This window comes from Micrococcales bacterium (assembly GCA_016703125.1).
In the GTDB taxonomy this organism is placed as follows: domain Bacteria; phylum Actinomycetota; class Actinomycetes; order S36-B12; family UBA10799; genus JADKAV01.
This window is the reverse complement of sequence record JADJCR010000015.1, coordinates 181,253-194,798: the sequence shown is the minus strand read 5'-3', so window position 1 is coordinate 194,798 and position 13,546 is coordinate 181,253. Positions and strand designations below refer to the sequence as shown.

The following is a 13,546-nucleotide window of genomic DNA, read 5'->3' as shown; positions in this document are numbered from 1 at the left end:
GCACGAAGTTCAGGACGGTGCCGAAGATCCGGGCGTTGACCTGGCGCAGGGCGTCGGCGGAGTCCGCGACCTGTTCGCCGGGTGGTGCCCTGCCGGGTCACCAGGATCGCGCCGTCGGCGGCGGTGGACAGGATCGCCGCGTCGGTGACCGGCAGCAGCGGGGGAGCGTCCAGGATCACGATGTCGTAGCGCCGGCCAGGTCCGCCAGCAGGTCTGCCATCTGGTGGGACGCCAGCAGTTCGCTGGGGTTGGGCGGGATGGCGCCGGCGGGCAGGAAGTCCAGCAGGCCGCGCTGCCAGTGGATGATCGTGTCGGCCAGGGTCGCCTGCCCGATCAGGACGTCGGTGAGACCGCGGGAGCCGTCCACGCCGAGGTACTCCGCGATCTTCGGCCGGCGCAGGTCCGCCTCCAGCAGCAGCACCTTCGAGCCGGCCTGCGCGACTGCGATCGCCAGGTTGCAGGCGGTCGTGGATTTACCCTCCGCGGGCACGGATGAGGTAATGACCACGGTCGCGGGGGTTGTCGACGTCGACGTACTGCAGGTTCGTGCGGATGGACCGGAACGCCTCGGCGCGGGGGGTCCCGCGCAGGGTCACCAGCGGGTTGGTCTTGGCCTCCGGGTCGTAAGGTGACCGTGCCCAGCGGGGTGGAGTCGGCGGCCCTTCCAGGTCCTCGACGGTCTTGACCGAGGTGTCCAGGGTGTGGCGCAGGACCGCGATGCCGACGCCGATCAGCAGGCCGAGCAGGGCGCCGAGCAGGACGTTGAGCTGGGTGCGCGGCGAGATCGCGGCAGTGGGGACCTGGGCGGGCTTGATGACCGTCGCCTGCACCGGGACTTGGTTCTGGTTGCCTCCCAGACGGGGCAGCCCGTTCGCGCCGGTCTTGGCACCTTCCAGTCGGGCGATCTCGTTCGCGTAGGACGCGGCCACGGCGTTGGCGATCTTCGCGGCCTGCGCGGGGGAGGTGTCGGTCGCCGAGACGTTCAGCAGGACGGTGTTCGGGGGAGTCGTGGCGGAGACCTGGGAGGCCAGGCCCGTATAGGTGGTGTCCAGGCCGAGTTCCTCGATCACCGGGTCGAGCACGGCCGGGGAGTCCACGACGTCGACGTACGATTTCACCCGCTGCTGCACGAACAGCCCGCCGGAGTAGGCGTCTCCCACGGCGCTGGCGGATTTCACGGAGACGAACAGCTGCGACTGCGCCTGGTAAATCGGGGTCATCGCCAGCGAGAGGCCGAGCGCGACCAGCGTGCCGACGATCGTGGCGATCAGGATCAGCGGCCAGGACCGGCGCAGGATCCCGAGATAGTCGTGCAGAGTCAAGGTCTCCCCTCAGTGGTCTTCCGCAAATGTACCTGACCGCTGAGGAGAGGCACGCCGAGGATCAGCGGACGTCGACCTCGTCGGGCACCCGGACGTGGTCGCCGGCCAGCGCCAGCAGTTCCATCGCCGCGCGGCTGGCCTGGCAGGAGTGCGCCCAGTCCTCCTGGATCGCCATCACCGACAGCGGCGGGACTTCGACGTGGGTGATCAGCGGGTGCAGCGGGCGGCACCCCGACTCGGCTTCGCTGGAGAGCACTTCGTGCATCTTCTCGCCGTCGCGCAGGCCGGTGTAGACTGGATCTCGATGTCGCGGCCGGACTTCTCGATCATGTGCTTGGCCACGTCGGCGATGCGCACGGGCTCACCCATGTCGAGGATGAGGGTCTCCGAGCAGCGGCCGATCGTGGCGGCCTGCAGGACCAGGTGCACGGCCTCCTTGACCGTCATGAAGTAGCGGGTCACCTCGCGGTGGGTGACGGTTACCGGGCCGCCTTCTGCGATCTGGGAGCGGAACGCGGTGAGCACCGACCCCCGCGAGCCCAGGACGTTGCCGAAGCGGACGGACAGGTAGCGGCCGCTGTGTGGGAGGCTCGATCCCGGCGGTCAGCCGCTCGGTGGTGCGCTTCGAGTGGCCCAGCACGCTGACCGGGTCGGCGGCCTTGTCGGTGGAGATGTTGACGAAGACCGGGACGCCGACCTCGTACGCGGCCTGCAGGACGTTGCGGGTGCCGAGCACGTTGGTCTTGAACGCCTCCGAAGGCGCGGCCTCCAGCATCGGCAGGTGTTTGAGCGCCGCGGCGTGGAAGACGACGTCGGGGCGGATCTGCTGCAAGATCTCGCGCATGCGGGCGGCGTCGCGGATGTCGGCCAGGATCAGGTCGTCGGTGTCGAGCATCGCCCGGCCGAACATCGTCAGGTGCAGGGCGTGCAGCGCCGACTCGTCACGATCCAGCACCCCGAGGAACGCCGGCTCGTAACTGTGCACCTGTCGAGCGAGTTCGGAGCCGATCGAGCCGCCGGCGCCGGTGATCAGCACCCGCTTGCCCCGCAGCATCTGCGCGATGCCGGGCTCGTCGGTGTGGACCGGGCGGCGGCCGAGCAGGTCCTCCTCGGTGACGTCGGAGACGTCCGACAGGTGCACGGTGCCCTTCACGATCTCCACCGCACTGGGGATGACGCGCAGGTGCACGCCGAGGGCGCGGCACCGCTTGTCGAGGTCGCGCAGTTGGGCCGCGTTGACGTTGGCGATGGCCACGACCAGGACCTGAACGTCCAGTAGGTCCACGAGTTTCTCAAGGTCGCAGATCGTGCCGCGGACCCCTACGCCGGAGATCCGTCGGTGGCGCTTGCGGGGGTCGTCGTCGATGAGGCCGACGAGGCAGTAGCCGCTGCCGTGGTTGGTGACCATGGCCCGCACGAGCTGCGAGCCGCCCTCACCGGCGCCGTAGACCAGGGTGCGGTCACCGTCGCGGGGGGTGCGTACGCGCTCGCGCCAGAACCGCAGGGAGAAGCGGCCGGCGAGCATCATGCCAAGCGCCAGCCCACCTGCGAGCAGTGGGACGGTGCGGGGGAGGTCCGTGGGGTGGGTAAGGAGCACGACGGCTTCGCCTATCAGGGTCACCACACCGGCGGCGATCACCACACCGGTGACCTCGTCGAAGGAGCCGAACCGGTAGCGGCCGCGGTAGAGCTTGCGGATGTATCCCGCCGCGACGTGGAGGAGTCCCGCCGCTATGCCCCAGAACAGGGCCGTGGACCAACCACCGGGCGGAACGGAGAAGTCGAAGCGCAGCCACAGGGCGAGCGGGACGCACAGCACCCAGGCGAGGAAGTCGGCGGATGCCTGGCCCGCGGCCCTGACGTTACTGGTCATGAATCCCCCGTCTTCCCCACGTCCCCCGTGGCCGCTTCGCAGGTCTAGAGGCGACTGTACTCCAGGGATGCGGCTGTTTGGTAGGTCGGATAACAAAGGGCGTGACTTGTCCTATTTGGCTCTGCTAGAGTCGCGAACGAATCGACCGCGATCAACCACGGGGGAGCCGTCATGGGCTTTGTTCGTTCGTCACTATCCATCGCTACTGCCGCCATGATGGGGGCCGGACTCTTGGTGGCCGCACCTGCGCAGGCGGCCAACTACCCGCCCACCAAGCCCGTCCGGTGCGCGGCCGTGATCAAGGGCGGCAAGATCAAGATCAAGATCCGGCCGCTGAAGAACAAGGGCTACAAGTTCGAGATCCAGAAGCGTAAGGGTAAGAACAACTGGAAGGTCGCGAAGACCGGAAAGACCCGTGCCAGTGACGGTTACCGCACCGTCAAGGTGAAGCCGGGTCGGTACCGCGTGAAGTGCTACGGAGGCCCCGACCGCCTCGACGGCATCACCTCTTCGGGTCGCGTCCGCTAGGTTCTCCACAGCCCTCTCGGGGGCTGACCGGGTTTGACACACCCCTCCCTCACGATGGGGTATGAGCGAAATCCCGACCGTGTTGTCCCCGGGACTGGGGACAGTCGTCGACGGCCTGCGGGCGCTGGACGACGACCTGCTGATCGACGAGGTGCTGGAGTCTGAGCGGGCCATCCGCACCGCACAGGCCCGGCGGGCCGCGGCCGTCGCCGTGGTGGACGAGCGGATCTCCGCCCTCGGGTACTCCGTGCAGGGCGTGTCCGATGAGGTGGCATTGTCCCTGGGGATCTCGCCGCGTTCGGCCGACCACCTGCTCGCGGACGCCCGCTCCCTGGTCCGGCGGCCGCTGGTGTGGGACGCGCTGAACGACGGGCGGATCGACCTGCCGAAGGCGCGGCTGATCGTCGAGCTGCTGGCGGACTTCAGCGAGGGCATCCCGCGCTGCGACATGGAACGTGACGCCATCGCGTACGGGCAGCGCCACACCACGCACCAATTGCGGCAGTACCTGCTGCGCCTGACGTGCGACGGCGATCCCGGGGAGCACCTGCGCAAGAAGGCGCTCGACGACCGCGGGGTGTCGATCTTCCCGGCCGCCCACGGCATGGCCGACATCGCCGCGCGGCTGTCCGCCGAGCACGCGGAGATCTTCTACCAGGCGCTGACGAAGCTGGCGCAGCGGGACGACTGCGCGGATCCCCACGAGCAAGGTGACGACCGGACCCTTGACCAGCGACGGGCCGACGCTCTTGTCGGGTTCCTCGACACGATCACCCAGGTCGACGTGCAGGTCAACGTGACGATCTCCGCGAACACCCTCATCGGGGAGGACCACCGCGACGCGCTGCTCGGCAAGCACGGCGTGATCTGCGCGTCGGTGGCCCGGTACCTGGCGTGGTCGCCGGACGCGCGGTGGCGGCGGCTGGTGTGCGACCCGCTGACGGGGGCGCTCATCGACGCGAACGCCGAGACGTACAAGATCCCCGAGCGGGTCAAGCGGGCGGTGCGGCTGCGCGACCGGACCTGCCGCTTCCCCGGCTGCCACCGGCCCGCGGAGTACACCGATACCGACCACATCGTGCCGTGGTCCAAGGGCGGGAAGACCCGCGCGGTCGACCTCGCCGGGGAATGCCGCCGTCACCACCTGCTGAAGACCCATTCGGCGTGGAAGGTCCGCCACCAGCGGGAGAGCCCGACCCACACGATGACCTGGATGAGCCCGCTGGGCCAGATCTACACCAGCCAGGCGTTCACCTATCACCAGCGTACATAGGGGTCGCCCGTTCGGCCCCTTCACACGCACGCCGAGTGGTGACTACCGTGCGAGAGCGCTGATGGGCTGGAGGCATCATGGCCGCGTGGACACGATCGGTGGTGACCGGCGGGGCAATGGCTGCGCTTATGCTCGGCCTGACCGCGACGGGGGCCGCCTCCGACGAGGTGCCGTGCGACCCCGCCACCGGGCAGGTGTGCGACCCGACTCCGACCCCCACCGCCCCGACGCCGCAGCCGGACTACACCCCCGCGCCCACGCCCACGTCCCCCACGGACAACCTCCCGCCGATCGAGCAGCGGCTGCCCGGGAAGATCGCAAAGGCGAGGTCGTTCTTCGGGGACGGCTCGGTGCGCGTGAAGTGGGGCGTGTCCGAGCGGGCGACGGCCTACCGGGTGCGGATCGTCAAGGTGGTCGTCCAGGCGCAGCGCAAGCGCGCTACGGGGAAGAAGCCCGGGGTGCGGCGCATCCTCAAGCCGCGGCCCTGGCAGGAGACCACCAAACGTGAGTACAAGTGGAACGTGACGCAGGGAATACGCTACCGGGTGCAGGTCAAGGGCGTGAACAACGTGGGGTCCGGGCCGATCACGGCGGTCGAGTTCATCGTCCCCTGAGGCCTACTGCGGGGCGGCGACCAGGTGCGACCAGGGGCCGTCCCCGCCGGCGTTGTCGATCGCGGCCTGGTCGATCGGGACACCCCGGACGCCGTAGTCGGCCACCGGCACGCCGCTTTCGACCCGGTAGACGTCGGCGCCCACCTTGAGCAGGGTGCCGTCTGCGGGGAGGTTGCGCACGTGCGACCACTCGTTGAGCCCGCCGGCCTGGTCCAGGGCCTCCTGCGCGACAGTGACGGGGGTGGGCTTCGGCCGCAGCGACTTCCACCAGGGCTGCGTGACGTGGATCGGGGCACCACCGGCGAACACGTAACGTTCCCCGCTGTCGGTCTTCACGACGGTCCCGTCAGCGGGTTTGTCGTTGAGGATCTCCTCAAGGCCCGCGTCGTCCACGGTGATTGCATCCTTGGCCTTCAAGGTCCCGCGCGGCACGAAGACCGGGGCCCCACCGGCGACGACGTAGGTCTTGCCCTCCGCGCCGAGGAAGGTGCCGTCGGAGGGCTGGGTGGCGAGGTCGGCGAACTCCGCATCGCTGAGTTTGCGCGCCTGTTTGCCGGAGGTCACCGGCATCGGCGCGCCACCGGCGATCCGGTACACCTGCCCGTCGTGGCGGACGAGGTCGCCGTCGGTCAGCGGTGCGGGCCCCTTCGGCGCCTCAGGCTCGGGGACCTTCACCGGGGGTGGGGTGTCCGAGGTGGTGCCGACGTACCGGCGCGGGGTGAAGGTGCCGTAGCCGGGCCAGTAGGGGTAGGGGATCTGGCTCAGGTGCGCGCCGCCCGACGGGCTCTCCTCGTACGCGTAGTACTCGGTGCGCTCGGCGTTCGCCCAGCCCGCGAACAGCACCACGTGGCCGCTGGTGCCGGGCAACGGGTTGTTCAGTATGTCGCCGGGTTCCAGGGCGTCCTTGGCGATGGCGTAGGAGACGCTCGGCAGGGTTACGGTCGTGAGGGACGAGTCCAGGCCCCACGCCATTGACACGTAGCCGGAGCAGTCCGTGCGATACGTGCCGTACTCGTTGGTGAAGTAGTTGCTCCCGCTGTAGCCGACATCCGCGGCGACCCAAGCTTGCGGGCGCGCTCGATGGCTTCGGAGCCGGGTTGGCGGCCTGTGCCGGGGTCAGCAGCGCAGCCAGCACCGCGATCGCTGCGGCGATCCCGGTTGCGATGGCGCGTCTGGACACGAGCCCCTCCTATGAGCGGTTTGACTCCAGGGTAAGTGACGCCGCTGGGGTCCCGTCCGGCGTGGGAAGCCGCTAGCCCGAACGGGTGACGCCCCGGGCGCCACCTGACGCGGATCGTCTGCTCCCTTTGACCACGCTGAGTAACCGGGGATGCAGGGGGCTGGAGTTCGAGGGCTACTCGACCAAGGACGCGACGTTCGCCGGCAACAACGTTCAGGGGAACTGGAACGAACAGGCCGCAAAGGCGGCTGAGAATTACCTGGATTTCCAGAACTTCTCTCGAAGCGGCCTCATTGAGCAACTGGAGTTCGAGGGCTACACAACCAAGCAGGCCACATACGGAGCCGATTCTGTGGGTCTCTAACCCGCGATCCCTGGCCATGTCGGGACTGCAAATCTCCTGACAAGACGGCGAAATTGCCGAGATCTCAGCTGCACGTTCAACGTGCAGACTTCGCTAGTGCCTATGGGGGGCGCCGTCCAGGTCAGCGCCGCCATCGGGGGTGGTGGTGGCCATGTGGCGCGGACGTCGCTCCGTTCCGAAGCCGCGGCCCTGTTCTCCTGAGGAGGGTCACGCCGCCCCGCGTTCGGTCATCCCGTCCACCACGAGTTCGGCGAACGCCAGGCTCGCGGTCCAGGCCGGGGAGACTGCGTTGAGCACGTGTGTGGAGCGCTGGTCGCCGCGCACCACGAAGTCCATCTCCAACCGGCCGGTGGCTTTGTGCATGAGTTGGGCGCGGATGCCGGGCTCGCCGCGGATGGTGAAGCCGTCGGCCGTGGGGACCAGCGCGCGCGCCTGCCGGACGAGCCAGCGACGGCTGTACTTCGGCACCTCCGAGCGGATCAGTGCGGGCACGTCGTGGTGCCCGCCGCGCAGGAAGGCGGGGAAGGCCCTCGCGACCTCGCGGGCCTCGTCGCTGCGGAAGCCCCAGGAGTAGGCCTCACGGGACAGGACCGGGATGGCGGTCGGGCCGACCTTGACGCCGCCGCCGGGGGTGACCGTGAAGTGCACGCCGAGGAAGGGGTTGCGTGGGTCGGGCACGGGGTACACGTGGCGCTGCAGCCGGGGGGCGCGGTCGTTGCCGTACCAGTACAGACCCTTGAACGGCATCATCACGTAGTCGTCGCAGAAGCCGAACCACGCGGCCACGCGGTCGGCGTAGAGGCCCGCGGCGTTGATGATGTGGCCGGCGTCGGGTGGCCGCGTTACGGGGGTGGAGGTGCGGATGGTGACCCCCCTCTCGGTGAGGTCGCGCTGCAGCGCCGCCGTCACCGCCCGGGGGTCGGCGACGCCGGTGTCGGGGGACCAGATGGCGCGCTCGACGGTCTGGGCGAGGGGTTCGAGGTCGGCCAGGCCGCGCTCGTCGACGGTCTCGAGCCGCACGCCGTTGGCGGTGCCGCGCCGGACGAGTTCATCTAGGGCGGGCAGTTGGTCCGGGCTGGTGGCGACCACGACCTTGCCGCAGGCGCGCACCGGCACGTCGTGCTCGGCGCAGAAGGCCCGCAGCAGGTGGTTGCCGCGGGCGGTGAGCCGGGCCTTGAGCGAGTCGGGGGCGTAGTAGAAGCCGGCGTGCAGGACCCCGGAGTTGCGGCCGCTGGCGTGCAGGCCCAGGTGCGGTTCCTTCTCGAAGACCGCGATGCGGGCCCGGGGGTGGCGGCGGCTGAGTTCGCGCGCGATGGTGAGTCCGACGACGCCGCCGCCGATGATGGCGAAATCCGGGGCGGGCATGGGGTTCAGGTTATGGGTTGGGTAACGAGGGACAACCAGGTTGCATGTGGTTACCCAACTTGGTCACCCTTCCAGGACCGCCCGCCGCAGGTCCCGCATGAATGGCTCCGGCTCGTGGCGCAGGTGCCAGGTCGTGATGCGCACCGAGGTCGCAGGGGAGGCGAACGCGAGGTCGTTGTGCCGGGTGATGTCGGCGAAGTATTGCTCCGGGTCGAGATGCTGCATCCCCTCGATCTCCACGCGGATGGTGGCCCCGGAAGCGGTGCGGAAATACGCGTCGATCGCGCGCAACCGGCCGTTGCTGTCGAGTACGCGGCGCTGGCGGAAGGGTTCCGGGACTCCGTATTCGCGGCACATGGCGGCGAAGTCCAGCTCGTTCAGGCTCTGGATGCCGTCGGCGAACTCCGTGATCACACTGCTGATCAACCGCCGCCGGCGAAGGGTCGGCAAGTGCTCGAGGGTTTCGCGAAGCCGGTTGGGTGACGTCAGCCGCTGCTGCAGCGTCGAGATCACGGTGTACATGGCCTGGCGGTCGCTGGGGGCCCAGGCGGCAGCGTGCAGGGTGGCCAGATGCGGGGAGGTGCGTGCCGGGAGGGCTGCCGGCCCGGAAGGCTGGGCGACCCGGCGCACCCGGACCAGGTCCGGCGCCGGGCGGGGCCGCACGGCACGCGGGACGACGACGTCGTGCGGCGTGTTCAGATCGCCACGCCATCCGTGCAGGATGAGGGCGGTCCTGCCCGACAACCGCGCTTTCGGACCGCAGTGCAGGACCGCCGCCCATGCGAGTTGGCTCGCAGTCGGGGCGGTGGGCGACGCCAGGATCACCTGTGGGGACAGCCGCCGCCATTGCCGCAGCCGAGCCGCGCGCCGCGCTGCCCGCCGTTCCGGACCGGGCAGTTGCCAGAGCGCGACGACGTTGTCCTGGGGCACCAGCAGATCGCGCAGTGGCTGAGTCAGGCGCGGGGGCACGGGATTCATGGTGGACCGGATCCGCGGTGGTGGGGAACGGGCGGCGGCGATCTGTGGATGACCTGCGCCGAGGTTTGGTAACGAGCGACAACTGGGTTGTCCGTGGTTACCCAGGATTCCCGCGGCGTACCCTTGGGCGCTGTGATCACCTTCATCGGACGGTTCCTGCGGCCGTACCGTGCGGCGCTGGTCATCGTCGTCGTCCTGCTGACGATGCAGGTGATCGCCAACCTCTACCTGCCCTTCCTCAACGCCGACATCATCAACAACGGCGTGGTCACCGGGGACATCGGTTACATCGTGCGACTGGGCGCTTTGATGCTCGCCATCTCCCTCGGGCTCGCGGTGATCTCGGTGGTGGCGGTGTACTTCAGCGCGCGCACTGCGATGGCGTTCGGCCGGGACGTGCGCGCTGCGCTGTTCCGCTCGGTGGAGCGCTTCTCGCTGCGGGAGGTGAACACGTTCGGCGCGCCGTCGCTGATCACCCGCACCACCAACGACGTGCAGCAGGTGCAGATGCTCGTGCTGATGGGCCTGACGATGATGATCGCCGCCCCGCTGACGGCCATCGGCGGGGTGATCATGGCCCTGCGCACCGACGTACAACTCTCGGCGCTGCTGCTGGTGATCATCCCGGTGATGGGGGTGGTCATCGGGATCCTGATGTCGAAGATGGTCCCGCTGTTCCGGGTCATGCAGGTCAAGATCGACCGGATCAACTCCGTGCTGCGGGAGAACCTGGCCGGCATCCGCGTGATCCGTGCGTTCGTGCGCACCGAGCACGAGGAACTGCGCTTCGCCGGCGCCAACGAGGACCTCACCGACGTCTCCCTGCGGGTCACGCGGCTCTTCGCGCTGACGATGCCGTCACTGATGCTCGTGTTCAACCTGTCGTCCGTCGCGGTCATCTGGTTCGGCGGGCACCTGGTCGACTCCGGCGACATGCAGATCGGGGACCTGACGGCGTTCCTGGCCTACATCATGCAGATCCTGTTCAGCGTCATGATGGCCGTGATGCTCATGGTGATGGTGCCGCGGGCGGCGGCCTCGGCCGAACGCATCTCGGCGGTGCTGGACACCGAACCGAAGGTGACCGATCCGGTGCAGCCCGCCCAACCGCCGGAGCGCACCGGCGTCGTGGAGTTCCGGGGCGTCGAGTTCCGCTACCCCGGCGCGGAGGACCCGGTGCTGTGCGACGTGAACCTCACGATCCGCCCCGGGCAGACCACCGCCGTCGTGGGTTCGACGGGCGCCGGCAAAACCACCCTGGTCAACCTCATCCCGCGGCTCTACGACGTGACCGGCGGGCAGGTGCTCGTCGACGGGGTGGATGTGCGGGAATTCGCGCAGGAGGACCTCTGGTCCTACCTCGGGCTGGTCCCGCAGAAGGCATTCCTGTTCACCGGCTCGGTGGGCTCCAACGTGCGCTTCGGGCAGCCGGAGGCCACCGACGAGCAGGTGTGGGAGGCGCTCGACGTCGCGCAGGCCGACTTCGTCCGAGAGACGCCCGAGGGGCTCGACGCGCCGATCGACCAGGGCGGGACGAACGTCTCGGGCGGTCAGCGGCAGCGGTTGAGCATCGCGCGGGCACTGGTGCGGCCCTGTCCCATCTACATCTTCGACGACTCGTTCTCCGCGCTGGACTATGCGACTGATGCGCGGCTGCGGGCGGCGCTGGCCCAGCGCACCCGGCAGGCCGCGGTGATCATCGTGGCGCAGCGGGTCAGCACCATCCGGCACGCCGACCAGATCGTGGTGCTCGACGGCGGCCGGGTCGTGGGGGTGGGTACGCACGAGCAGCTGATGGACACCTGCGAGACGTACCAGGAGATCGTGTACTCGCAGCTGACCGCGGCGGAGGCGTCATGAGGCGGCTTTGTGACGACGTTGTCGCGATACTTCACACTCGGCCGGCAGGGGGTGCGGGCCCCCACCGTGCCTTTGTGACGAAGTTGCCGCGCGGTCATGGTGGTTTGTCACGAAGGTGCGGGGTTCCCGGGGGTGTGACCCCTCACCTTCGTCACAAACGGGGTTCTGGGGGCCGCACCTTCGTCACAATCGCGAGCAGTGGGGGTCCGTCATGGCGATGACGCGCCCCGCGCCCGGCCCGCGGCCCGGCGGACCCATGGGCGGCGGCCCCGGCGGGTTGGGCATGACCCTGCCGTCGGAGAAGGCCAGGGACTTCAAGGGCACGTTCAAGCGGTTGCTGCGCAGGCTGCGCCCCGAGCGGCTGGTCATCGCCGTGGTGCTGGGTCTGGCCGTGGTCAGCGTGTTCTTCCAGGTGCTCGGGCCGTGGCTGCTCGGGCAGGCGACCAACGTCATCTTCGGCGGGGTCGTCGGCAAGATGATCCCGCCAGGGGTGAGCAAGGAGCAGGCCGTCGCCGGGCTGCGCGCGCAGGGGGAGACCGCGCAGGCGGACATGCTCGCGTCGATGACCCTGACCGACGGGGTCGACTTCACGAAGCTGGGCCGGATCATCGCGCTGGTCGTGGTGGTGTATTTCATCAGTTCGGTCTTCTCATGGGGTCAGAACTACCTGATGGCCGGCGTCACGCAGCGCATGATGTACCGGTTGCGCGAGGACGTGGACGTCAAGCTCGGCCGGCTGCCGCTGAAGTACTTCGACACCCACCCGCGCGGCGACCTGCTGAGCCGGGTGACCAACGACATCGACAACATCGCCACCACGATGCAGCAGACCATGACCCAGGCGATCACCAGCATCATGACGGTGCTCGGCGTGCTGGCGATGATGTTCTGGATCTCCCCGATCCTGGCGCTGGTGTCGCTGCTGACCGTGCCGTTGTCGTTCGCCGTCACGCTGTTCATCGCCAAACGCAGCCAGGGGCAGTTCGTCGGGCAGTGGAAGTGGACCGGTGTGGTCAACGGCCACATCGAGGAGATGTTCACGGGCCACGAGTTGGTCAAGGTCTTCGGCCACCGGCACAAGGCCATCGAGGAGTTTGACGCCGCCAACGAGAAGATGTACGCCGCGAGCTTCCGCGCGCAGTTCATCTCCGGGATCATCCAGCCGGCCATGATGTTCATCGCCAACCTCAACTACGTGGCCATCGCCGTGATCGGTGGCATCCGGGTCGCGTCGGGGACGATGAGCCTCGGCGACGTGCAGGCCTTCATCCAGTACTCCCGGCAGTTCACGATGCCGATCACCCAACTCGCGTCGATCACGAACCTGCTGCAGTCCGGGATCGCATCGGCCGAGCGGGTCTTCGAGTTGCTCGACGCGCAGGAGCAGAGCCCGGAGGTGGCCGAGCAGCGGCTCGAGCGCCCGCGCGGGCATGTGGAGTTCCGCGGGGTGTCCTTCCGGTACGACGCCGACAAGCCCCTGATCGAGGACCTCGACCTCGAGGTGCAGCCCGGCGAGGCCGTGGCCATCGTCGGGCCGACCGGCGCGGGTAAGACGACGCTGGTCAACCTGCTCATGCGCTTCTACGACGTGGACGCCGGGCAGATCGTGCTCGACGGGGTGCCGACGATGACGATGGACCGCGACGACGTACGGCGCTGCTTCGGCATGGTGTTGCAGGACACGTGGCTGTTCGCCGGGACGATCCGCGACAACATCGCGTACGGGGCGCAGGGGGCCAGCGAGGAGCAGGTCATGGCCGCGGCGAAGGCGGCGCGGGTCGACCACTTCGTACGCACCATGCCCGACGGGTACGACACGCTGCTCGACGACGAGGCGAGCAACCTCTCGGCCGGCGAGAAGCAGTTGCTCACCATCGCGCGGGCCTTCCTGGCCAACCGGCCGATCCTCATCCTCGACGAGGCGACGAGTTCGGTCGACACCCGCACCGAGGTGCTGATCCAGCAGGCCATGGCGACGCTGCGGGAGGGCCGCACGTCGTTCGTCATCGCGCACCGGTTGAGCACCATCCGCGACGCCGACATCATCCTCGTGATGGACGCCGGGCGGATCGTGGAGAAGGGCACGCACACCGAGCTGATGGCCGCGCAGGGCTTCTACTACGACCTGTACCAGTCGCAGTTCCTCGCCAGTTTCGACGAGGCGGCCGACGTTTCGGTGGGTTAGTCTC

Annotated in this window: 13 protein-coding genes; 6 read left to right on the top strand and 7 right to left on the bottom strand. The window is 68.8% G+C overall.

What is annotated here, in order from left to right; translation table 11 throughout:
- Positions 1-175: 175 nt before the first annotated feature.
- From IPG68_16090 to IPG68_16075, 4 genes are all read right to left on the bottom strand, one after another.
- A complete protein-coding gene (locus tag IPG68_16090; GenBank protein ID MBK6764685.1) occupies positions 176-490 on the bottom strand; it encodes a CpsD/CapB family tyrosine-protein kinase in 315 nt (104 codons plus the stop codon).
- Positions 474-1,322 (bottom strand): hypothetical protein, encoded by an 849-nt coding sequence (locus IPG68_16085; GenBank protein MBK6764684.1) that lies wholly within the window; start codon positions 1,320-1,322, stop codon positions 474-476. The genes IPG68_16090 and IPG68_16085 overlap by 17 nt, the downstream gene beginning before the upstream one ends.
- A 61-nt stretch (positions 1,323-1,383) precedes the next feature.
- Positions 1,384-1,578, bottom strand: coding sequence for a hypothetical protein (locus IPG68_16080; protein MBK6764683.1), 195 nt, complete (start codon positions 1,576-1,578; stop codon positions 1,384-1,386).
- 105 nt (positions 1,579-1,683) lie between these two features.
- Positions 1,684-3,195, bottom strand: a complete 1,512-nt coding sequence (locus IPG68_16075; protein ID MBK6764682.1) for a polysaccharide biosynthesis protein — start codon at positions 3,193-3,195, stop codon at positions 1,684-1,686.
- Positions 3,196-3,408: 213 nt separating this feature from the next.
- Between IPG68_16075 and IPG68_16070 the strand changes: the two genes are divergently transcribed.
- The 3 genes from IPG68_16070 (at position 3,409) to IPG68_16060 (ending at position 5,610) form a co-directional block, all read left to right on the top strand.
- Complete coding sequence (locus IPG68_16070; GenBank protein ID MBK6764681.1) at positions 3,409-3,723, top strand: hypothetical protein; 315 nt, start codon at positions 3,409-3,411, stop codon at positions 3,721-3,723.
- Between the two features lie 61 nt (positions 3,724-3,784).
- Positions 3,785-4,996, top strand: coding sequence for a DUF222 domain-containing protein (locus IPG68_16065; GenBank protein MBK6764680.1), 1,212 nt, complete (start codon positions 3,785-3,787; stop codon positions 4,994-4,996).
- A gap of 77 nt (positions 4,997-5,073) precedes the next feature.
- Positions 5,074-5,610, top strand: coding sequence for a hypothetical protein (locus IPG68_16060; protein MBK6764679.1), 537 nt, complete (start codon positions 5,074-5,076; stop codon positions 5,608-5,610).
- A 3-nt stretch (positions 5,611-5,613) separates the two neighbouring features.
- On the opposite strand, the gene IPG68_16055 is transcribed toward IPG68_16060, so the two are convergent.
- The gene (locus tag IPG68_16055) at positions 5,614-6,582 is read right to left on the bottom strand and encodes a hypothetical protein (GenBank protein MBK6764678.1); all 969 of its coding nucleotides are present in this window, start codon (positions 6,580-6,582) and stop codon (positions 5,614-5,616) included.
- 293 nt (positions 6,583-6,875) lie between these two features.
- On the opposite strand from IPG68_16055, the gene IPG68_16050 reads away from it, so the two are divergent.
- Entirely contained in the window at positions 6,876-7,154 is a 279-nt protein-coding gene (locus IPG68_16050; GenBank protein ID MBK6764677.1) for an Ltp family lipoprotein, read from the top strand.
- A 207-nt stretch (positions 7,155-7,361) separates the two neighbouring features.
- On the opposite strand, the gene lhgO is transcribed toward IPG68_16050, so the two are convergent.
- The gene (gene lhgO, locus IPG68_16045) at positions 7,362-8,519 is read right to left on the bottom strand and encodes an L-2-hydroxyglutarate oxidase (protein MBK6764676.1); all 1,158 of its coding nucleotides are present in this window, start codon (positions 8,517-8,519) and stop codon (positions 7,362-7,364) included.
- A gap of 63 nt (positions 8,520-8,582) precedes the next feature.
- Positions 8,583-9,488: a hypothetical protein gene (locus IPG68_16040; GenBank protein ID MBK6764675.1), complete on the bottom strand. Its 906-nt coding sequence runs from the start codon at positions 9,486-9,488 to the stop codon at positions 8,583-8,585.
- 141 nt (positions 9,489-9,629) lie between these two features.
- On the opposite strand from IPG68_16040, the gene IPG68_16035 reads away from it, so the two are divergent.
- The gene (locus tag IPG68_16035) at positions 9,630-11,357 is read left to right on the top strand and encodes an ABC transporter ATP-binding protein (protein MBK6764674.1); all 1,728 of its coding nucleotides are present in this window, start codon (positions 9,630-9,632) and stop codon (positions 11,355-11,357) included.
- 256 nt (positions 11,358-11,613) lie between these two features.
- The gene (locus tag IPG68_16030; protein MBK6764673.1) at positions 11,614-13,542 is read left to right on the top strand and encodes an ABC transporter ATP-binding protein; all 1,929 of its coding nucleotides are present in this window, start codon (positions 11,614-11,616) and stop codon (positions 13,540-13,542) included.
- The last annotated feature ends 4 nt before the right edge of the window (positions 13,543-13,546 follow it).